This is a genomic window from Pseudomonas sp. I2 (genome assembly GCF_040984075.1).
In the GTDB taxonomy this organism is placed as follows: Bacteria; Pseudomonadota; Gammaproteobacteria; order Pseudomonadales; family Pseudomonadaceae; genus Aquipseudomonas; species Aquipseudomonas guariconensis_B.
This window is the reverse complement of record NZ_JBCGFQ010000018.1, coordinates 41330-62259: the sequence shown is the minus strand read 5'-3', so window position 1 is coordinate 62259 and position 20930 is coordinate 41330. Positions and strand designations below refer to the sequence as shown.

The window sequence follows — 20930 nt, the reverse complement described above, 5'->3', positions numbered from 1 at the left end:
GGTTGCTCGACCTCGTCGCGAGACGCCGGCGGGGCCCAGGGTTCGTCAGGCTGCTGACGCTCCCCAGGGCCCCGAACTGCGGTAAACGAATTGACCGTACAGGCCGCTAGCCGAGCACCTCGCGCAACCGATACCACAGCATCCCCAGCGCCAACAGCGGCGAGCGCAGCGCCTTGCCGCCGGGGAAGGTCAGGTGTGGCACGGCGCTGAATACATCCAGGCCCTGGCTGTGGCCGACGGCGATGGCCTCGGCCAGCAACTTCGCGGTCCAGTGGGTGACGTTCAGGCCATGGCCGGAATAGCCTTGGGCGTAATAGACGTTGGGGTGCTGGCTCAGCCGGCCGACCTGGGGGAACCGGTTGGCGGTGATGCCTATCATGCCGCCCCACTGGTAGTCGATGCGCACGTCGGCCAGTTGCGGGAACACCTTGAGCACCTTCGGCCGCATGTAGGCGCCGATGTCCTTCGGGTCGCGCCCGGAATAGTGACAGGCACCGCCGAACAACAGGCGCCGGTCGGCGGTCAGGCGATAGTAGTCCAGGCCCACTTTCTGGTCGCACAGGGCCATGTTCTGGGGGATCAGCGTGCGCGCGATGCGCTCGGGCAGCGGCTCGGTGGCCACCACGTAGCTGCCGGCTGGCAGCACCTTGCCGCTCAGGCGCGGCTCCAGCTCGTCCAGGTGGGCGTTGCAACCCAGCACCAGGCTCTGCGCCCGGACCTTGCCGTGGGCGCAGTGCAGGGTCACGGTGCTGCCGTGCTCGATGCGCAGCACCGGGCTGCGCTCGAACAGGCGGGCGCCGAGCCCGTGCGCTGCACGCGCCTCGCCCTGCACCAGGTCGAGCGGGTGCAGGTGGCCCGAGCCCATGTCCACCAGGCCACCGGCGTACTGGTCGCTGGCGACTACCTCATGGATGCGCTCGGGGCCGACCAGGCGTGTCTCGTGGGCGTAGCCGAGGGCTGCCAGGTCGTCCAGTTCGTGCTGGAAGGCGGCGAACTGCGTGGGGGTGTTGGCCAGCTCGCAGAAACCCCAGCGCAGGTCGCAGGCGATGCCGTACTGCTCGATGCGCCGGGCCACCAGCGCCACCGAGTCGATCCCGGCCTGTTGCAGGTAGCGCACGCCGTCCTGGCCGACGTAGCGGGCGAACCCGCTGACGTCGTGGCCGATGCCGCGGATCAGTTGGCCGCCGTTGCGCCCGCTGGCGCCCCAGCCGATGCGCCGGGCCTCCAGGAGGATCACCGAGAGGCCGCGTTCGGCCAGTTCCAGGGCGGTGTTGACCCCGGTCAGGCCGCCGCCGACCACGCAGACATCGGCGCTCAGCTCGCCTTCGAGCTTGGGGTAGGGCGCCAGGTCGCGCGCCGTGGCGGCGTAGTAGGAGGTCGTGTGTTCGTAGGTCTGGGACATGGTGCGGGCTCGGCTTAGCGGTTGGATTTGATCTTGCTCCAGGAGCGGGTCATGAGCCGCATGATCTTCGGGCTCTGGGTGTTGGAGACGTACAGCTTGTCCAGCACCTCCTGGGGCGGGTAGATCTCGGGGTTGTCCACCAGCGACGCGTCCATGTAGGCCTTGGCGTCCGGGTTGGCGTTGGCGTAGCCAACGGCAGCGCTGACCTTGGCGATCACCTGCGGGTCGAGCAGGTAGTCGATGAAGGCCAGGGCCTGTTCGGGGTTGTTGGCGTCCTTGGGAATGGCCAGCAGGTCGAACCACAGGTTGCTGCCTTCCTTGGGAATGCTGTAGGCGACCTTCACCCCGTTGTTGGCCTCCAGCGCGCGGTTGGCCGCCTGGAACACGTCGCCGGAGTAGCCGAAGGCCACGCAGACATCGCCGTTGGCCAGGTCCGAGACGTACTTGGAGGAATGGAAGTAGGTGACGTACGGGCGCAGCTCCAGCAGCTTGGCCTCGGCCTTGGCATAGTCGGCAGGTGCCTCGCTGTTCGGGTCCATGCCCAGGTAGTGGAGCATGGCCGGGAACATCTCGTCGGGCGAGTCCATGAAGGCCACGCCGCACTGCTTGAGCTTCTTCAGGTTCTCTGGCTCGAACAGCACCGCCCAGGAGTCGATGCGCTCGATGCCCAGCACCGCCTTGACCTTGTCGACGTTGTAGCCGATGCCATTGGTGCCCCACAGGTAGGGCACGGCATAGGTGTTGCCCGGGTCGTTGCGTTCCAGTTGCTTGAGCAACGTCGGGTCCAGGTGCTTCCAGTTCGGCAGCTTGCTGCGTTCCAGCGGCATGAAGGCGCCGGCTTGGGCCTGGCGGGCGAGGAAATGGTTGGAAGGCACCACCACGTCGTAGCCGGTGCGCCCGGCCAACAGCTTGCCCTCCAGGGTCTCGTTGGAGTCGAACACGTCGTAGATCACCTTGATCCCGCGGCTGGCCTGGAAGTCGGCCAGGGTGGTGTCACCGATGTAGTCGGTCCAGTTGTACACGCTGACCGTCGGCTGGGCCTGGGCGGTCGCGCCGAACAGCAGGGTGAGTGCGGTGGGAATCAGGGATGGTAAATGACGCATGTCGACACCTCGTTGGTCTTGTTCTTGGGTTCGGTGTAACAGGGGCTGCGCTGCAGCCCATCGCCGGCCAGCCGGCACCCACGGCGCCCTGGGCAGGGCGCATGACGGGTGGGCACCGTTGGCCCTGTGGATCAGACGCTCAGCAGCAGGAACTCACGCTCCCACGAGCTGATCACGCGCTTGAAGTTCTCGTGCTCGGCGCGCTTGACCGCCACGTAGCCACGGACGAACTGGCGGCCCAGGTAACGCTGCAGAGTCTGGCAATCCTCCATGTGCTGCAGCGCGTCCTCGATGGTGATCGGCAGGCGCAGGTTGCGCCGCTCGTAGGCCCGGCCCTGGACCGGCGCGCTGGGCTCGATGCGCTCGACCATGCCCAGGTAGCCGCACAGCAGGCTCGCGGCGATCGCCAGGTAGGGGTTGGCGTCGGCGCCGGGCAGGCGGTTTTCCACGCGCATGGCCTCGGGGCTGGAGGTGGGGACGCGCAGGCCGGCGGTGCGGTTTTCCTCGCCCCACTCGACGTTCACCGGCGCCGAGGTGTCCGGCAGGAAGCGGCGGAACGAGTTGACGTTCGGCGCGAACATCGGCAGCACCTTGGGGATGTACTTCTGCAGGCCGCCGATGTGGTGCAGGAACAGCTCGCTCATGCTGCCGTCATCGTTGGCGAACACCGGCTTGCCGGTGGCGATGTCGACCACGCTCTGGTGCAGGTGCATGGCGCTGCCCGGCTCGTCGGTGATCGGCTTGGCCATGAAGGTGGCGGTGACATTGTGCTTGAGCGCCGCCTCGCGCAGGGTGCGCTTGAACACGGTGATCTGGTCGGCAAGGTCGAGGGCGTCGCCATGACGGAAGTTGATCTCCATCTGTGCCGGGCCGTCCTCGTGGATCAGCGTGTCCAGGTCCAGGCCCTGGAGTTCGCACCAGTCGTAGACGTCCTCGAACAGCGGGTCGAACTCGTTGGCCGCGTCGATGGAGAACGACTGGCGGCCGCTTTCGGCGCGGCCCGAGCGGCCCAGCGGGGCCAGCAGGGGCAGGTCCGGGTCTTCGCAGCGCTGGGTCAGGTAGAACTCCATTTCCGGCGCCACGATCGGTTGCCAGCCCTGGTCGGCGTACAGCTTGAGGACTTTCTTGAGGACGTTGCGCGGCGACAGCTCGATGGGGTTGCCCTGCTTGTCGAACGTATCGTGGATGACGATGGCGGTGGGTTCGAGGGCCCAGGGAATCTGGTACACCGCGGCCGGGTCGGGGCGGCAGACCATGTCGATGTCGGCCGGGTCGAGCAGGTCGTAGTAGATATCGTCGTCGACGTAGTCGCCGGTGACCGTCTGCAGCAGCACGCTCTCGGGCAGGCGCATGCCTCGCTCGTGGAGGAACTTGGCGGTGGGCGCGATCTTGCCGCGGGCGATGCCGGTCAGGTCGCTGATCACGCATTCGACTTCGGTGATCCGGTGTTCTTTCAGCCAGGCGGACAGCTGATCGAAGGGGGCGTTCATACAGACCTCTTGGTTGGGTTTTGGTGGCACTTCGCGCAGGAAACTTCCCAGGAAAAGCGCTGAGGGCTATCTTGTCCGCAGCCCCCTGGGTGGATCTATCCACTTTTTTTCTCGATGAATGCACCAAAAGAGTGCATGAAGGATGCCGCGTGACAACGCCCAATGCCTTGCAGGTCCAGGCTTTCCATACCCACGACGTGACCGAACAGGTGCGCGTGACCCCCGGTTGGCAGCAGCAATACCGGCAGATGTCCCCGGGGCATTTCAATGGTCAACTGCGCTGCCTGTGGCTCGATGGCGTGGAGGTCTACGAGGAATGCCTGAACACCCGGGTCGAGCAGTTCTTCCACGCCCCGAGCGGTGCCCTGGCGTTCTGCTTCGACCGCAGCGACAACAGCCTGTACCTGCTCAACGAAGACAGCCGCAACATCTGGATCACTCCGGAGAACTACCAAGAAGTGGCGGTGGTGTTCGACCAGACGTTTCTGGCCCGCCATGGTCTGGACCTGGCGCGCCTGGAAGGTTTGTTCATGGTGCCGCTGGGCAGTGGGCAGAATGCCTTGTTCGGCAGTTGGCTGAGCGCGACCCTGACGCGTCTGGCCGGTGCCGACTGCCCGCTGCAAGGGCAGGCCCTGGCCGAGCAACTGCTGGAAGATTGCCTGTTCATCCTCGACAACGCCTGCCAGCGCCTGCAAGGGCAGGCCCTGGGCCGGCGTGACGAGGAGCGGGCGATCATGCGCCGGGTCAGCGAGTGGGCCGCCGACTGCCCGGAAGAAACCCTCAACCTGGTCGAGCTGGCGCAGGTGGCCGGGGTTTCCCTGCGCCAGTTGCAGCAGGCCTTCAAGGCGTTCACCGGCATGCCCCCGGCGCACTGGCTGCGTTTGCGCAGGCTCAACGGCGCACGGCGCGACCTGCTGCGGGGAAATGCGCAGGTCACCGTGGCCGAGGTGGCCATGCGCTGGTCGTTCTGGCACCTGGGGCGGTTTTCCGACAGCTACCGGCAGTTGTTCCGGGAGTTGCCGAGCGAGACCTTGAAGCGTAGGCGAGGGTAAGGCTGCAAAGCAGCCTCCATGCGCCAAGGCCCGGCCGAGTGGATCAGTCGCGATCCAGCCACACCGTCTGCACGTTGCAGAACTCGCGCACGCCGAAGTGCGACAGCTCCCGCCCGAAGCCGCTTTTCTTCACGCCACCGAAGGCCACGCGGGGGTCGGAGGCGCAGTAGCCGTTGATGAACACGCCACCGGTGTCCAGCGCCTCGGTCATGCGCTCGGCCAGGGCCAGGTCGGCGGTGTAGATCGTCGAGGCCAGGCCGAACTCGCTGTCGTTGGCCAGCTCCACTGCGTGGTCGGCATCGCGGGCGCTGATGATTGCTGCCACCGGGCCGAACAGCTCCTGCCTGAAGGCCGTCATGGCCGGCGTCACGTCGGCGAAGACCGTCGGGGCGTAGAAGTTGCCGGTACCCTCGAGCTTGTGACCGCCGAGCAGCAGGGTGGCGCCTTCGGCCAGGGTGGCCTGGACCTGGCCGTCCAGCTCGTCGCGCAGGTCATAGCGGGCCATCGGGCCGATGTAGGTATCGTCCTCCAGCGGGTTGCCGACCTTCAGCTGGCGCGTGGCCTCGACGAACCGGCGGGTGAACTCCTCGACGATGCTGGTTTCGACGATCAGGCGCTTGGCCGCGGCGCAGACCTGGCCGGTGTTCTGGTAGCGACCGATGACAGCGGCCTTGACCGCCGCATCCAGGTCCGCATCGGCCAGGACGATGAACGGATCGCTGCCCCCCAGTTCGAGCACGCACTTCTTCAGCGCAGCGCCGGCCTGGGCACCGATGGCCATGCCGGCGCGTACGCTGCCCGTCAGGGTGACGGCGGCGATGCGTGGGTCCTGGATGGCACGGGTGACGCCTTCCGGGGCGACATTGATCACCTCGAACACGCCCTCGGGCAGCCCGGCCTGCTTGAACAGCTCCAGCAGTAGGTAGGCGCTGCCCATCACGTTCGGCGCATGCTTGAGCACGTAGGTGTTACCGGCCAGCAATGCCGGGACCGCGCCACGCAGGACTTGCCAGAGCGGGAAGTTCCACGGCATCACCGCCAGAATCGGGCCCAGCGGGCGGTATTCGATGCGGGCCTTGTCGATCTGGGTCGGTTCCGGCGCGAGCATGGCTGGGCCGTGCTCGGCGTACCACTGGCACAGGCCGACGCACTTGCTCACTTCGCCACGGGCCTGGGTGATCGGCTTGCCGATCTCGCGGGCGATCATCTGCGCGAAGGCTTCCTGGTTGGCCAGCAGGGCGGTCGCCAGGGCGAGCAGGTATTCGCTGCGCTGACCCAGCGACACTCGGCGCCACTGGGCAAAGCCTGCCTTGGCGCGTTGCAGCGCCGCTTCCAGTGCGGCGTCGGTGTCGAAGGGATAGTGGCCGATCCGTTCGCCGCTGTACGGGTCGACGGAAATGGCATGGGTCAGGCTGCTGATCTCGCTCATGGCGGGCTCCTCGTTGTTGTATCCGACTGGCGCCCAGACTAGTGGTGTGCGGCTTTAATGAAAACTGAATAATAATGAGCGAAACATTCACGATTGGAGAAAGACCGTGGACCTGGTGCAACTGGAGATCTTCAAGGCCGTGGCCGAGCATGGCAGCATCAGCGCCGCTGCCCAGCATATCCATCGGGTGCCGTCGAACCTGACCACCCGTATCAAGCAGTTGGAAGAAGACCTGGGCGTGGCGTTGTTCATCCGCGAGAAGAGCCGTCTGCGCCTGTCGCCGGCTGGCTGGAACTTCCTCGAATACACCCGGCGCATCCTCGACCTGGTGCACGAGGCGCGGCTGACCGTGGCGGGGGAGGATCCCCAGGGCACCTTCGCCCTCGGCTCGCTGGAGAGTACCGCGGCAGTGCGCATCCCGGGCCTGCTGGCGGCCTACAACCAGCGCTACCCCAAGGTCGACCTGGACCTGTCCACCGGCCCCTCGGGGACCATGCTCGAAGGCGTGCTGTCGGGGCGCCTGGTGGCGGCCTTCGTGGATGGCCCGGTGCTGCATCCGACCCTCGAGGGCATGCCGGTGTTCGAGGAGGAGATGGTCATCATCGCGCCGCTCAACCACGCCCCGGTGGGCCGCGCCCGTGACGTCAACGGCGAGAACATCTATGCCTTTCGCGCCAACTGCTCGTACCGCCATCACTTCGAGAACTGGTTCGTCCAGGACAACGCCGTGCCGGGCAAAATCCACGAGATGGAGTCCTATCACGGCATGCTCGCCTGCGTCAGCGCCGGTGCGGGCCTGGCACTGATGCCACGCAGCATGCTCGACAGCATGCCCGGCTGCAGCACGGTGAGCGTCTGGCCGTTGTCGGAGGACTTCCGCTACCTCAAGACCTGGCTGGTATGGCGGCGGGGCACGGTGTCGCGCAGCCTGAGCATGTTCGTCAAGCTGCTGGAGGAGCGCCGGGCCGCCTGACCGACGGCCCGCCATGGTTCGAACGCAGCGGCCCTGGGGGCGTCGAACAGGGTGTAGGCGATTTTCCGGGAGCCCCCTCATGAGCCTGGATGTCCAGCTGCAAGCGTTGCACGACCGTGGCTATGTGCTGCTGCCCCGCGTCCTCGAACCCTTGCAGATCGCCTTGCTGCGTTGCGCCATCGATGACCTGCAACCGATCCATTGGGACTACCAGGGCCTGCTGGAACACTACAAGTGCGTGTTCAACCGCGACCCACTGTGGTTGCCGTTTCTCGACCTGCCGCCGGTGATCGCGCTGGCCGAGGCTGCGCTGGGCCAGGACTGCCATGTGATCGGCCAGACCGCCTGGCGCAGCCATCCCGGCTACCCGGGCATGGGCCTGCACCTGGACCACCTGCCCATGGCGCTGCCGGACTGGGTCCGCGCGCGGCAGGACTTCAGCCTGCCGATGCAGATCCTCACCGCCCACCTGTACCTGTGTGACATCGACGAGGCCATCGGCCCGACCTGGATCGTGCCCGGCAGCCATCGCGCCGGGCGCCCGCCGCAGGCAGGCGAGGACAGTTGGCAGGGGCAGGGCGCGCGCCCGGTCCTGTGCCAGGCGGGCGATGCATTGGTATTTCGCAGTGACGTCTGGCACAGCGGCGGCGCCAACAGCAGCGCCGGGCAGGTACGCGACATGCTCCAGGTGCACTACGGCCGGCGCATGGTGGCGCAGAAGTTCTCGCCGTACCTGGCATGGCAGTTCAATCCCGAGGTGCTGGCGGCGGCCACGCCACGGCAGCGGCGCCTGCTAGGGGAACATGAGGAGGCGGAGTACGACTGAGCGGGTCGGGAACTGTCATGCGCAAAAAGCGAAACTACTTACACAAATGGAACAGTGTGTCTTAGCCAATAGTGGCATATGCCTTTCAACTTTCCGTTTATCTGGTCGATAATCCGAAAAGTATTACGCCTTGTTACCTGGTTGGATGCGCCGGGTTAAACAAGCGAGAACGAGGGGCACGAGCCCCCGATTGCCAACAGGCCGCAAGCCGTGGGGGCCGGCCTGTCCGTGAAGACCATCAGGAGATGTCATTGATGAAAACCCGTCTCGCCGCTTCGTTGGCCGCCGCTGTGCTGGCTTTCGCCGGCGCCAGCCTGGCGCAGGCCGCCCAGGTTTCCGGTGCCATTGGTGCCACCGGCCAGGGCGACATGACCTACCGTGCCGGCCTGTCGTTCGACTGGGACAAGAAGTGGTTCGAAAGCAGCACCGGCCACCTGACCGGCTACTGGGATGCGGCCTACACCTATTGGGAAGGTGGCGAGGCCAGCGGCGCCCATTCGCTGTCGTTCAGCCCGGTGTTCGTCTATGAGTTCAGCGGTTTCACCTACACCCCGTTCATCGAGGCCGGTATCGGCCTGGCGGCATTCTCCAAGACCGACGTCGGCGACCAGCGCCTGGGCTCATCGGTCAACTTCGAGGACCGCCTCGGCTTCGGCCTGAAGCTGCCGGGCGAGCAGAAGGTCGGCTTGCGTGCGATCCACTATTCCAACGCTGGCCTCAAGCAGCCGAACGACGGCATCGAGTCGTACTCGCTGTACTACAGCAAGGGCTTCTGATCGGCGTTGCTCCCCAGGATGGGAGCGTTGGGGCCGCTTCGCGCCCCATCGCTGGCAAGCCCCACAAATTTGGCGCCGACCTCAAGAACGGCGCGGCCCTGGGAGCCGGCTCGCCGGCGATGGGCTGCACAGCAGCCCCCTATCGTTTGCTGACCGGCATGGGGACCAGCCGCCTCAGCGCACCGCTTTGATCGCCAATACGTTGCACAGCGAATGCTCGATCACATGGGCCGTGGTCCCGCCGAGGAAGGTCTGCATGGCATCGTGGCGGTGGTTGCCCATGACGATCACATCCATCCGGCTCTGGCCGACGAACTGGGCGATCGCCCGGATGGCCGGCCCTTCGAGGAAATGCCGGCGCTCCAGGTCGATCTGGTGATGATCGCCCAGGCGGTTGAAGGCTGTGCGCTGCGCTGTGCGTACGCTGGCGTCGAAACCGGGCATGGTCACCGTGCCGGCACCGAAATCGGCGATATGGGTCTTGGCCGCGTCGCACACGTGCAGCAGGTGCAGCTCGGCGTTGCATTGCAAGGCCAGGGCATGGGCACTGCGGATCACCTGCTCGTCCAGGTGCTCGCCGGCGCCATGGCTGTTGAGGTCGACAGCAGCGGCGATCTGCCGGGGCAAGGGCAGGCGGATCTCGCTGACCAGGTGCACGGCGACCGGGCTGTCCTTGAGCAGTTGCCAGTCCAGCGGCGTGACCAGCAAGCGCTTGAGCACCGGTTCGTGCTGCACGTCCTTGACCAGCAGGTCGCATCCCAGCCGCTCGACCTGTTCCAGCACGCTGGCCAACGGGTCGCGGGTCAGCAGCAGTTCGGTGGACACGTCCAGGCCGGCGGTGCGCAGCTGTTCGGCCTCGTCGGCCAGCCATTGGCGATTGTGCTCGAGCAGTCGCTCGCGCTCGCGGCCATCGCTCATCAAGCCGAAGGTGTCGACATCGTCGACGAAGACGTTGATATCCAGCAACGCCCCGCTGGATTCGGCCAGCGCCGCCGCCCGCTGCAGGGCGGGTGTGTGGCGCATCTGCGGGCCAAGCATGACGAACAATCGCTTGAACTGGCTCATCTCACACCTCCACGTACGGCAGCCCCCCGTTCATGCCGGTGCTGGTTGTCCGGGCCAAGTGGCGCGGGAATTCCTTCTTCAGTCTAGACGCTGGCCGCTACTCGGCAGGTCGGCAGGGCGGTCGATGTCCAGCAGCACACCTGGGTCGGCCACGTCCACCGTGCGTACCGCCCCAGGGTGGGCCTGCAGCACGGCGCGGGCGCCGTTGTCGCCCTCGAGCTGGCACAGCGCGGGCCAGAAGGCGCGGCCGAACAGCACCGGATGCCCTGGGCGGCCCTGGTAGGCGGGGCGGCAGATGTGCGCGGCATCGGCACAGGCGAGCAGGGCCTCGAAGGTGGCCGGGCGGATGAAGGGCATGTCGGCGAGGAACAGGGCCAGTACCTGTGCATCGCTGGCCTGGGCGATGCGCTCGACGCTCGCGGCGATGCTGTGCCCCAGGCCCAGGCGGCTGGCGCCGGACTGCAGCACGCGCACTTTGGCCGGCAGCGTGGCCGGGGCGCGGTCGTCATCGCGCAAGGCCAGCCAGACCTCGGCCAGCCGCGCGCAGGGCAGGGCCAGGCTGGCTTCGAGCAGGGTCTGGCCGGTGTCCAGGCGCTGCTGGCGCTTGTCGCTGCCGAAGCGTTGGCTGTGGCCGGCGGCCAGGACGAGGGCGACAGCGGTGGTGGTCATGCGGGGCTCCTTGGGTGTGGGCATCACCGTACTGTGCAGGGCACGCCGATGCAATCGCGGGCTGGCAGCGTTGCCGTGATCATTAAGTTTGCCTTCATGCCGCTTGCAGCCTTGCGCGGTTTTTCCCTCGCGCTCCAGTCACTACCCTTTACAGGTTACCCGCCCGAGGCCGCGAAGGCCGGGCCCAGAACGATAACGACAAGCCGTGAGCGCCCAACACCCCCGAGGAGATCGTCCAATGGTCCACACCCTGAAGATCAACGGCCATGAGCATCAGGTGGAGGTCGAGGACGACACGCCGCTGCTCTGGGTCTTGCGCGACGTGCTGGGCATGACCGGCACCAAGTTCGGCTGCGGCCTGTCCCTGTGCGGGGCCTGCACGGTGCACATGAACGGCTCGGCGGTGCGCGCCTGCATGATGCCGGTCGGCGCCCTGGCCGGTGCGGACATCACCACCATCGAAGGCATTGGCCAGACCGAGCTGGGCAAGCGCGTGCAGGCCGCCTGGCTCAAGCACGAAGTGGTCCAGTGCGGCTATTGCCAAACCGGCCAGATCATGTCGGCGACCGCGCTGCTGGCCAGCAACCCCACGCCGGACGATGCCGCGATCGACGGCGCCATGTCCGGCAACATCTGTCGCTGCGGCACCTATGTGCGTATCCGCCAGGCGATCAAGACCGCCTCCGGCCAGGTGGAGGTGTGACATGACCCGCCATGAACCTGCCCCAGGCCTCAGCCGGCGTGGTTTCCTCAAGGCCAGCGCCGCTGTCGGCGGCGGGCTGCTGATCAGCTTCGCCTTGCCGCTGGGCGTGCGTGCCGTGCAGGCCGAAGCGGCAGCATTCGCGCCCAACGCCTACGTGCGCATCGATCGCCAGGGCCATGTCTACCTGACCATCCAACCGGTGGAGATGGGCCAGGGCACCTACACCTCGATGCCGGCGTTGATCGCCGAAGAGCTGGAAGTCGGCCTCGACCAGGTCACCGTCGAGCATGCTCCGGCCGACGACAAACGCTACGCCAACCCGGTGCTGGGCTTCCAGGTCACGGGGGGCTCGACCTCGGTGCCGGGCAACTGGAAGCCGCTGCGCGAGGCGGGCGCGGCGGCGCGTATCCTGCTGGTAGCCGCAGCGGCCTCGCAGTGGAAGGTCGACCCAGCCAGTTGCCGGGCCGAGCAGGGCAAGGTGCTGCACCCAGGCAGTGGCCGCCAGCTGGCCTACGGCGAGTTGGTGGATGCCGCCGCCGGCCTGCCGCTGCCGGAGCAGATCCCGCTGAAGGACCCGAAGGACTTCAAGCTGATCGGCACGCCGGCGCCGCGTACCGATTCGCCAGACAAGATCAACGGCCAGGCGGTGTTCGGCATCGACGCCCACCCGGACGGCATGAAGGTGGCGGCGATCCAGTTGTGCCCGGTGGTCGGCGGTACCCTGGCCGAGGTCGACCCGGCGCCGGCCATGGCGGTCGCGGGTGTGCGCCAGGTATTGCACAGCGACAACGCCGTGGCGGTGGTGGCCGATCACATGGGGGCGGCGCGCAAGGGCATGGCGCTGCTCCAGCCGAAGTGGAACGAAGGTGCCAACGCCGGGATGTCCAGCGCGCAGATGCTCGAAGCCATGCGCAAGGCGGCCGAACAGCCGGGGGTGCAGGTGCGGGTCGAGGGGGATGCCGCCTCAGCCCTGGCCAAGGCCAGCAAGCGTATCGACGCGGTGTACCAGGTGCCCTGGCTGGCCCATGCTTGCCTGGAGCCGGTCAACTGCACCGTGCATGTGCGCAAGGACGCCTGCGAACTATGGCTGGGGAGCCAGGTGCCCGCCCGGGCCAAGGCCGTGGCGGCGCAGATCACCGGCCTGCCGGAAGAGGCCGTGACGGTCCACAACCACTTGCTCGGCGGTGGTTTCGGTCGCCGCCTGGACGTGGATTTCGTCAGCGACGCGGTGAAGCTGGCCAAGCAGGTGGACTATCCGCTGAAGGTCATCTGGTCGCGTGAGGAAGACACGCGCCACAGCACCCTGCGGCCCTATCACTACAACCACCTCAGCGCGGCGTTGGACGAAGAGGGCAGGCCGGTGGCCTGGACCCACAAGATCACCGGCGGCTCGATCCTCGCCCGCTGGTTGCCGGCGGCCTTCGTCAATGGCGTCGACCGTGATGCCGTGCGCGATGCCTGCGGCCCCTATGCCTTCCCCAACCTGGCGGTGCACTACGTGCGTCACGAGCCGCCGGCGGGGATCCTGCCGGCGTTCTGGCGCGGGGTCGGGCATACCCAGAACGCCTTCATGGTCGAGGGCCTGATGGACGAGCTGGCGCACCTGGCCGGGCGCGACCCGTTCGACTTCCGCTACCCGTTGCTCGAGGCCCACCCACGGGCACTGAAGGTGTTGGAAACGCTCAAGGACAAGTCCGGCTGGGCCGATCCCTTGCCCGCCGGCAGGGGCCGTGGCCTGGCTCTGACCTACTGTTTCAGCACCTACTCGGCGCAGGTGGCCGAGGTGAGCGTGGACGATGCCGGCAACGTTACCGTCGAACGCATCACCACCGTGGTCGACTGCGGCATCGCCATCAACCCTGACAGCGTGGTGGCACAGGTCCAGGGCGGCACCCTGTTCGGCCTGACGGCGGCGCTGTTCGGCAATATCACTTTCAAGGACGGCCGGGTCGAGCAGGGCAACTTCGACAGCTACCGGATGCTGCGCCTGAACGAGACACCAACGCTCGATACCTTCCGCATCGACAGCCCCGAGGCGCCGGGCGGCCTGGGCGAGGTGGCCACGGTGACGGTGGCGCCGGCGGTGGTCAACGCGGTGTTCGCCGCCACCGGCAAGCGCCTGCGCAGCCTGCCCATCGATCCCCAGGCGCTGCGCAAGGCCTGAGGCTCAGCCGTGCAACGCCCCCAGGCCATCGTGGATGGGGGCGTTGCGCAGGCGCAGCGGGCGGCCGTCGCGGCCGTTGAAGTGCCCGGCGATCTCCGCCAGCACCGACAAGGCCACGGCTTCCGGGCCCTCGGCGCCGATATCCAGGCCCATGGGGTAGTGCAGGCGTTGGCGGGCGTCGCTGCCGGCGCCGATCTCGTCGAGCAGGCGTTCGGTGCGCTCCCGTGGGCCGAGCTGGCCGATATAGGCGCTGCGATGAGCCAGGGCCTGGGCCAGCCAGTGACGGTCCTGGGCCAGGCTGTGGCTCATCACCACCACGGCGGCATCGTCGAGCAGGGCCGCTAGGTTGACGGGGCGCTGCAGTTCCAGGTGCAGCACTTGCTCGGCCTCGGGGAAACGCTCGCGCCGGGCGAAGTGGCGGCGCGCATCCACCACGCAGACCTGCCAACCCTGCTGCGCGGCCATGTTCGCCAGGGGTTGTGCATCGTGGCCTGCGCCGAACAGCACCAGCCGGCGCGGTGCCGCCAGGTACTCGAACAGCACTTCGCAGCGCTGCTCTTGCCACAGGTAGGCCTGGCTGGCATTGCGGCGCTGCGCGGCCACCTGGTGCAGGTCGAGGGCCAGCCGCTCGACCAGCGCGTCAGGCAGGCCGGGCGGCAGTTGCACGCCCCGTGCGTCGAGGCAGGCCCGTGCACCCAGGCCCAGGCCGGCGAAGGTGCTGTCGATCACCGTGGCCAGCACCGCAGGGGTGCGGCTGGCACGGACCTCGCGCAACAGGCATGCCGGCAGGTAACGGTCGAACTCGCGGACACGTTCGAGCAGGATATCCACCGTGCCGTTGCAGCCCAGGCCAAAGGCCAGGGCCTCCTGTTCATCGGCATCGCCGTCCCGGACGCCGGTGCTGTAGGTACGCAGCACCGGTTCTGCGCCCTCGGTCAGCCACCAGGCGCGGCGGGCCAGCTCGCCTTCCAGGCAGCCGCCGCTGACCATGCCGACGGTGCCGCCGTGGCGAGCGATCAGCATGCGCGCACCGGGGCGCCGGTAGGCCGAACCCTGGACCCTGACCACCGTGGCCATGACGCTTTCTTCGCCATCCCTGGCCTGGCTGGCCAGGGCGGCCAGCAGCCTGCCGATCTCGCTCATGCGCGTGCTTTCCGCTTCGTTGCCCGAATGCAGATTATTCAACAGGATCGGCGAAGCATTGACGGGGGCTTGCTGCAAGGGGCTTGAAGCAGGGCTTCATAGTGTTCGGCCCTAGCAAATACTGGGGCGCGAGGCGGCCCTGGACGATCACTGAATGAAGGTCCGCATCACGACAGCAACTCCTCCACCAATGGCGCCTGCGCCCATTCCGCGCGCAGGAAGTCGATCAATGCCCGCAGCTTGGCCGGCACCCGGCGGCGATCCGGGTAGTACAGCTGCAAGCCGGGAAAGCACGGGCTCCAGTCCTCCAGCAGGCGCACCAGGCGCCCTTGCGCGAGAAAGGGCTCGATATAGCCATTGATCATGTAGGCGATGCCCAGCCCATCGAGGGCCGAGCGTACGAGGATCTCCGAGTCGTTGAGCACCAGGCGCCCACGCACCTGCAACTCGAAGTGCTCGTTGCCGCGGCTGAAGGCCCAGCGTTCGATCTGCCCGCTGCTGCTGTGGCGAAAACCGATGCAGTCGTGCTCGAGCAACGCCCGTGGATGCTGGGGGCGGCCATGGCGGGCCAGGTAGTCGGGGGCGGCGATGACCTGCGCCTGCAGCGGCGGGCCGACCGTCAGGGCGACCATGTCCTTGTCGACCGCCGCACCGAAGCGGATACCGGCGTCGAACCCCTGGGCGACGATGTCTACCAGTTGGTTCTCCACCCGCAGCTCCAGGCTGATCTCCGGGTAGGTGGCGAGAAAGCGCCGCAGGATCGGTTGCAGCACGATCAGGTAGCTGGCCCGCAGCACGTTCAGGCGCAACAGCCCACTGGGGTGGTCGGCCTCGCGGCCCAGTTCGCGGGAGGCATTGGTCAAGGCCTCCAGGGCCGGCTGGACCCGCTCCAGGAAGCGCTCGCCGACCTCGGTCAAGGCCACGCTGCGGGTGGTGCGGTTGAACAGCACCAGCCCCAGGCGATGCTCCAGGCTGCGAATGCTCTGGCTGACCGCCGAGGGCGAGACGCCCAGGCGCACGGCGGCCGTGGAGAAGCCTTTCTCCTCGGCCACTGCAAGAAAGGTGACCAGGCCATCGAGGTGGTCTTGGCGCATGGCGGGATCTCCAGCCGTCGGCAGCCCAGCCACGCGCCAGGCACTCTGCAAGTAAAAACCGCATGGGGGCAAAACGCCAGTGGCCGCAGGAGGGCCTGCAACCTGGCGTTACAAATCGGCGTCGCGCTGGCTGCGCACGAACTCGATGAAGGCCTTCAGGGTTGCCGGTACATGGCGTCGGCTCGGGTAGTACAGGTGCAAGCCCGGGTAGTAGGGCGTCCAGTCCTCCAGTACCTGCACCAGCCGGCCGCTGGCCAGGTGCTCGCGGACCATGTCCTCGAACACATAGGCCAGGCCCACGCGCTCCAGGGCGGCGTCGGGCATCAGGCTGACATCGCCGAGCACCAGTGGCCCCTGCACGTCCACCTCCAGGCGCATGCCACCCCGTTCGAACTCCCAGCGGTACAGCGCACCGCTGGGGAAACGGTGGCCGATGCAGGGCAGGGTGCGCAGGTCGTGGGGTTGCCGGGGGCGCGGATGGCGCTCGAAGAACGCCGGCGCGCCCACCACCACCGAGCGCAGGTAGGGGCCGATGGGCAGCGACACCATGTCCGCCTGCAGGCGCTCGCCCAGGCGTACGCCGGCATCGAAGCCGGCACCGACCATGTCCACCAGGGCATCGTCGCTGGCGATCTCCAGGCGCACGTCCGGGTAGGCGGCCAAAAAACGGCTGGCCAGCGGCAGCAAGGCCAGCTCCACGGCGGCCCGGCCGGCGGTGATGCGCAGCTTGCCAGAGGGGCTGTCGCGCATGCTGTCGAGATCTTCCAGGGCATCGGCGATATCGCGGAAGGCCGGTTGCAGGCGCTGGTACAGGCGCTCGCCGGCCTCGGTCAGGGCCACGCTGCGCGTGGTGCGGTTGAACAGGCGCACGCCCAGGCGGGTTTCCAGGGTGCGCAGGGCATGGCTCAGGGCCGAGGGCGTGAGCCCCAGTTCGACGGCGGCGCGGCTGAAGTTCAGGTGCCGGGCGATGCACAGGAACAGCGACAGGTCGGCGGTGCTGGGCGATTTCATTGTTGAATGCACCTCACAAGAGCATGCGAAATTCATGGGATTATCACATCAACCGCCCAGACGTACAGTGACCTCACTCATCGACAAGGCCCTGCGCGGTGCAGGGTCGTCTACAGGAGGAATTGACATGCGTACCTGGCTCATCACTGGCGCTTCCCGCGGATTCGGTGCACTGATCGCCCAACAGGCCCTGGCGGCCGGCGATGCGGTCATCGCCACCGCACGCAAGCCCGAGGACATCGAGGCCCGCCTGGGCCAGCAGCCGAACCTGCTGGCCGTGCGCCTGGACGTCACCTGCGAAGAACAGGCCCACCAGGCCGTGGCTGCAGGCATCAAGCGCTTCGGCCGTATCGATGTCCTGGTCAACAATGCCGGTTTCGGGGTGCTGGGGGCGGTGGAGGAAACCAGCGCCAGCGAGACCGAGCGGCTGTTCGCCACCAACGTGTTCGGCGTGCTCAACGTCAGCCGCGCGGTGCTGCCGCACATGCGCCGCCAGCGCAGCGGCCACCTCATCAACATCTCTTCGCTGGGTGGCTACCAGGCTTACATGGGCTGGGGCGTGTACGGCTCGACCAAGTTCGCCGTGGAGGGCATCAGCGAGGCCATGCACCAGGAGCTGGCGCCATTGGGCATCAAGGTGACCGTGGTCGAGCCGGGGTTCTTCCGCACCGATTTTCTCGACGACCAGTCGCTGGTCAAGACCGCCCTGGAACTGCCCGACTATGACCAGACGGTCGGCCAGATGCGCACCTTCGCCGCTTCGGCCAACCATGCCCAGCCGGGCGACCCGCAACGATTCGCCGAAGCCATGCTGGCCCTGGCCAACGCCGAGCAGCCACCGCTGCGCCTGCCGCTGGGCAGCGATGCGGTCGCGCGGGTCGAGGCCAAGCATGCCCTGGTCGAGCGGGAACTGGCGCACTGGCGGGAATGGTCGCTGTCCACCGACTTCGCCGATTGAATGGGCGCGCTCCACCCTGGGTTCGACACAGGCTTCGATCCCGGGTGGAGTCGGGTATGATGCGAGCCCTTTCCCTGAACGAGGCCTGACCCATGTCCCTGAGTGCTGAGCAGATTGGCGAATTCCGCGTCTTCGCCGAGCAGTTGGCCGATGCCGCCGCGGCGGCGATCCAGCCGTATTTCCGGGCGAGCCTGGAGGTCGAGGACAAGGGCGGGCGCCTGTACGACCCGGTCACCGTGGCCGACAAGGCCGCCGAGGATGCCATGCGTGCGCAGATCCAGGCCCGCTACCCGGAGCACGGTATCCTCGGCGAGGAGCAAGGCGTGGCCGCTGGCAGCAGCCCGCTGACCTGGGTGCTCGACCCGATCGACGGCACCCGCGCCTTCATCACCGGCCTGCCATTGTGGGGCACGCTGATTGCCCTGAACGACGGTACGCGCCCGGTCCTCGGGGTGATGAACCAGCCGTTCACCGGCGAGCGTTTCGTCGGCACGCCCGAGGGCGCCTGGCGCAGCGGCACACCCTTGAAGACCCGCGCCTGCGCCGACCTGGCCGCGGCGACCTTGATGTGCACCACCCCGGACATGTTCGACACGCCCGCGCGCAAGGCGGCCTTCGAGGCCGTGGCCGGCCGTGCCCGGTTGATGCGCTACGGTGGCGACTGCTATGCCTACTGCATGCTGGCGTCCGGCTTCGTCGACGTGATCGTCGAGGCCAGCCTGCAGCCCTACGACGTACAGGCGCTGATCCCGATCATCGAGGGCGCGGGCGGGGTGATCACCGCCTGGGACGGCGGCCCGGCGCAGCACGGCGGCTGCGTGGTGGCCTGTGGCGATCCGGCGCTGCATGCACAGGTGGTGCAGATGCTGCGCCAAGCGATGTGAGCCAAGGGGCGGCGTTGCAACCGCCCGCCGCACTTTTTCCCGTTTGCGCGCTCTATGTCTGGTCAGGTTGGGCCGATTCCCGGCCCAGCCGTTGATTCCAGACCCCGGTGCCGATGGTTGCTCCACACCTCAGACTCTCCCTGCGCCTGCTCCTGGCAGGTGCGTTGACCGCCCTGTGCGCCTGCACCCAGCAGCAGGGCCGTGACATCATCAGCCAGTTCGGCGACGGTCAGCCCAGCGAGCTGTTCCAGACCAGCGTCGACCGCATGGCCACCCTGTCCATGCGTGACAACCTGCAGAGCCTGTACCTGCTGATGAACAAGCTGTACCTGCGCAACCCCAGCCAGTGGAAGCAGTCCGGCTACCTCGATGCCGCCACCGCCGAGCGGCAGATCCGCCTGGCCATCGAACAGCGCCAGCCGTTGCCGCAACTGGGCAACCGCCGCGACCTGGCAGCGCTGAGCTATGCCTTGAGCCCGGAGTTTCGTGGCGACCGGGTCGGTGCCTTCATCTACGCCATCGGCAGCATGCTGATCACCGCCCATGGCGGGCGCACCGAGTTCTACATGACCGATACCATCGACCCGCTGTTCGTCAACAACGCTGCGCGCAATATCGAGAAGGCCACCTGGATGCTCAGCCAGCGCCAGGATGCCAATGGTGTGCTGTTGCTGTTCTCCAACGAGATTTCCGAGGAGGGCAGCAACCTGAGTTTCGCGGTGGAGTTCGGCAAGATCGTGGCGAGGCTGGACCTGCTGGCGCAGATGCTCGACGAGCGCTACCGGAGGATCGGGCTGAACTATGCGCAGAGCCTGTTGCTGATGAACTTCCTGCCGGTGCAGTAGCCTATGGGCCGGTCGTGATACCAGCGGTACAGGGCAAGGGTTGCGCCTTGTTCGCGGGCAAGCCCGCTCCCACACGGCCCTGCAAGCCACCCTCATGTGTGATCGGCTTGGCGCCTGTGGGGCTGCTTCGCAGCCCATCGCCGGCTCTGACAGCATCGGTGTATGGCAAGAACTGCGGCCTTGCTCACGGCTCGTCGCTAGCGGAGCGATCGATGAGCTGGCGTTATGGCGCCGGGATCGTCCCGTTGCAGTGGCTCGTATTGTGCCAGCAACCAGTCACGCAGACGGCGGCAGCTGGAGTCGTGCTCCTTGTCTTCGTTGAACGACAGGTAGTGGAAGGTGTCCTTGAGCACCACCTCCTGGGGCACCGGCCGCACCAGCAGGCCCTGGGCGACCAGCGGCGCCACCAGGATATGCCAGCCGAGCACCACGCCCTGGTGGCTCTGGGCGAGCTGCACCAGCAGGTTGTAGTCGTTGGCGTTGAAGAAGTGCGGTGCCTGGCTGGCCCGGCTCTTCAGGTCGATGTCATGGAAGGCCAGCCAAACGTTCCAGTCCACGTGCTCGGCGACCTGGGAGCGGCCATAAGGGCTGAGGTTGAGCAGGGCCCCATCCCGGATGCCTTCCAGGGTGCGCAGCTCCGGATGCTGCTCCAGGTACTGGGGCGAGCACACCGGGTAGATGATGTCGTGGTTCAGCGGCTGGCAGCGGTAGCCTTCGTGGATCCTGCCCAGCTTGGAGATGAAGATGTCCGGCCGCGCCCCCGGCTCCATGGACAGGAAGTTCTGGGTGGTGATGAGGTTGATGTCGATGTCCGGGTTCTCCTCGAAGAACCGCGGCAGCCGAGGCCCGAGCCAGAGCGCGGAGAACGCTGGCGAGCAGCACAGGGTGACCACGTGCTTGGTGTTGGTGTTGCTGCGGATGCGCTCGGCGGCCTGGGAAATGTTGACGAACGACAACTGCACGGCATCGAAGAAGATCGAGCCGGCCACGGTCAGCTCCACCGCACGCCCGGCGCGGGTGAACAGTTCGGCGCCCAGGTGCGCCTCGAGCTCGCGGATCTGCCGGCTAACCGCCGCCTGGGTCACGCACAGGGCCTCGGCGGCGCGGGTGAAGTTCTGATACTTGGCGGCGGCGACGAAGACCTTGACCGCACGCAGGGAGGGCATCTTGATCAGGGTCTGATCGGGTTCGGTGTGTCTGGCCATGGGGCTGGGCGTCGAGGTCCTTCGTGGGGCTGGGGAGGGCGCGGTGTGCCTCACTCTAGCGTGGGAGCGCCCAGGCGGTAAACCGCTGCGTCGGGGCGCGGGGCACGGCCATGCGGCCCTTCGCGGCGGTATGCGCTT

General features: G+C 67.2%; 19 protein-coding genes. 9 read left to right on the top strand and 10 right to left on the bottom strand.

Annotated elements, in window-relative coordinates; genetic code table 11:
- Positions 1-106: 106 nt before the first annotated feature.
- The 3 genes from WCE05_RS11510 to WCE05_RS11500 all read right to left on the bottom strand — a co-directional run bounded on the left by WCE05_RS11510 (position 107) and on the right by WCE05_RS11500 (position 3995).
- Entirely contained in the window at positions 107-1402 is a 1296-nt protein-coding gene (locus WCE05_RS11510; protein WP_253090835.1) for an FAD-binding oxidoreductase, read from the bottom strand.
- A 14-nt stretch (positions 1403-1416) separates the two neighbouring features.
- Positions 1417-2505: a polyamine ABC transporter substrate-binding protein gene (locus WCE05_RS11505; protein WP_368815952.1), complete on the bottom strand. Its 1089-nt coding sequence runs from the start codon at positions 2503-2505 to the stop codon at positions 1417-1419.
- Between the two features lie 131 nt (positions 2506-2636).
- The gene (locus WCE05_RS11500; protein ID WP_225787934.1) at positions 2637-3995 is read right to left on the bottom strand and encodes a glutamine synthetase family protein; all 1359 of its coding nucleotides are present in this window, start codon (positions 3993-3995) and stop codon (positions 2637-2639) included.
- Positions 3996-4144: 149 nt separating this feature from the next.
- On the opposite strand from WCE05_RS11500, the gene WCE05_RS11495 reads away from it, so the two are divergent.
- A complete protein-coding gene (locus tag WCE05_RS11495) occupies positions 4145-5047 on the top strand; it encodes a helix-turn-helix domain-containing protein (RefSeq protein ID WP_253081392.1) in 903 nt (300 codons plus the stop codon).
- Between the two features lie 43 nt (positions 5048-5090).
- On the opposite strand, the gene WCE05_RS11490 is transcribed toward WCE05_RS11495, so the two are convergent.
- Positions 5091-6476 carry an aldehyde dehydrogenase family protein gene (locus tag WCE05_RS11490; protein WP_368815951.1) on the bottom strand — a complete coding sequence of 462 codons (1386 nt, stop codon included), beginning with the start codon at positions 6474-6476 and terminating at the stop codon, positions 5091-5093.
- A 106-nt stretch (positions 6477-6582) separates the two neighbouring features.
- On the opposite strand from WCE05_RS11490, the gene WCE05_RS11485 reads away from it, so the two are divergent.
- The 3 genes from WCE05_RS11485 (at position 6583) to WCE05_RS11475 (ending at position 9051) form a co-directional block, all read left to right on the top strand.
- Complete coding sequence (locus WCE05_RS11485; RefSeq protein ID WP_225787931.1) at positions 6583-7449, top strand: LysR family transcriptional regulator; 867 nt, start codon at positions 6583-6585, stop codon at positions 7447-7449.
- Positions 7450-7528: 79 nt separating this feature from the next.
- Entirely contained in the window at positions 7529-8275 is a 747-nt protein-coding gene (locus tag WCE05_RS11480; protein WP_368815950.1) for a phytanoyl-CoA dioxygenase family protein, read from the top strand.
- 254 nt (positions 8276-8529) lie between these two features.
- The gene (locus tag WCE05_RS11475; RefSeq protein WP_368815949.1) at positions 8530-9051 is read left to right on the top strand and encodes an acyloxyacyl hydrolase; all 522 of its coding nucleotides are present in this window, start codon (positions 8530-8532) and stop codon (positions 9049-9051) included.
- Positions 9052-9225: 174 nt separating this feature from the next.
- Here WCE05_RS11475 and WCE05_RS11470 read toward each other — a convergent pair whose 3' ends face one another.
- Positions 9226-10116, bottom strand: a complete 891-nt coding sequence (locus WCE05_RS11470; protein WP_225787928.1) for a universal stress protein — start codon at positions 10114-10116, stop codon at positions 9226-9228.
- A 78-nt stretch (positions 10117-10194) separates the two neighbouring features.
- Entirely contained in the window at positions 10195-10785 is a 591-nt protein-coding gene (locus tag WCE05_RS11465) for an NTP transferase domain-containing protein (RefSeq protein ID WP_253167760.1), read from the bottom strand.
- Between the two features lie 238 nt (positions 10786-11023).
- Here WCE05_RS11465 and WCE05_RS11460 point away from each other — a divergent pair, with 238 nt between their 5' ends.
- On the top strand, positions 11024-11488 hold the full coding sequence (locus WCE05_RS11460) for a (2Fe-2S)-binding protein (RefSeq protein ID WP_225787926.1): 465 nt from the start codon (positions 11024-11026) through the stop codon (positions 11486-11488).
- 1 nt (position 11489) lies between these two features.
- The gene (locus tag WCE05_RS11455; RefSeq protein ID WP_368815948.1) at positions 11490-13652 is read left to right on the top strand and encodes a molybdopterin cofactor-binding domain-containing protein; all 2163 of its coding nucleotides are present in this window, start codon (positions 11490-11492) and stop codon (positions 13650-13652) included.
- A gap of 3 nt (positions 13653-13655) precedes the next feature.
- On the opposite strand, the gene WCE05_RS11450 is transcribed toward WCE05_RS11455, so the two are convergent.
- The 3 genes from WCE05_RS11450 to WCE05_RS11440 form a co-directional block, all read right to left on the bottom strand.
- Positions 13656-14795 (bottom strand): XdhC family protein, encoded by a 1140-nt coding sequence (locus WCE05_RS11450; RefSeq protein ID WP_368815947.1) that lies wholly within the window; start codon positions 14793-14795, stop codon positions 13656-13658.
- Between the two features lie 167 nt (positions 14796-14962).
- Positions 14963-15889 carry a LysR family transcriptional regulator gene (locus WCE05_RS11445; protein WP_225787923.1) on the bottom strand — a complete coding sequence of 309 codons (927 nt, stop codon included), beginning with the start codon at positions 15887-15889 and terminating at the stop codon, positions 14963-14965.
- 108 nt (positions 15890-15997) lie between these two features.
- Positions 15998-16900 (bottom strand): LysR family transcriptional regulator, encoded by a 903-nt coding sequence (locus WCE05_RS11440; RefSeq protein ID WP_368815946.1) that lies wholly within the window; start codon positions 16898-16900, stop codon positions 15998-16000.
- A 127-nt stretch (positions 16901-17027) separates the two neighbouring features.
- On the opposite strand from WCE05_RS11440, the gene WCE05_RS11435 reads away from it, so the two are divergent.
- The 3 genes from WCE05_RS11435 (at position 17028) to WCE05_RS11425 (ending at position 19587) form a co-directional block, all read left to right on the top strand.
- Positions 17028-17858 (top strand): oxidoreductase, encoded by an 831-nt coding sequence (locus WCE05_RS11435; protein ID WP_225787921.1) that lies wholly within the window; start codon positions 17028-17030, stop codon positions 17856-17858.
- A gap of 92 nt (positions 17859-17950) precedes the next feature.
- Positions 17951-18742: a histidinol-phosphatase gene (gene hisN / locus WCE05_RS11430; protein ID WP_225787920.1), complete on the top strand. Its 792-nt coding sequence runs from the start codon at positions 17951-17953 to the stop codon at positions 18740-18742.
- 113 nt (positions 18743-18855) lie between these two features.
- Entirely contained in the window at positions 18856-19587 is a 732-nt protein-coding gene (locus WCE05_RS11425) for a hypothetical protein (RefSeq protein WP_225787919.1), read from the top strand.
- Between the two features lie 197 nt (positions 19588-19784).
- Here the strand turns inward: WCE05_RS11425 and WCE05_RS11420 are convergent, their stop codons facing one another.
- Positions 19785-20792: a LysR family transcriptional regulator gene (locus WCE05_RS11420; RefSeq protein ID WP_225787918.1), complete on the bottom strand. Its 1008-nt coding sequence runs from the start codon at positions 20790-20792 to the stop codon at positions 19785-19787.
- Positions 20793-20930: the final 138 nt, after the last annotated feature.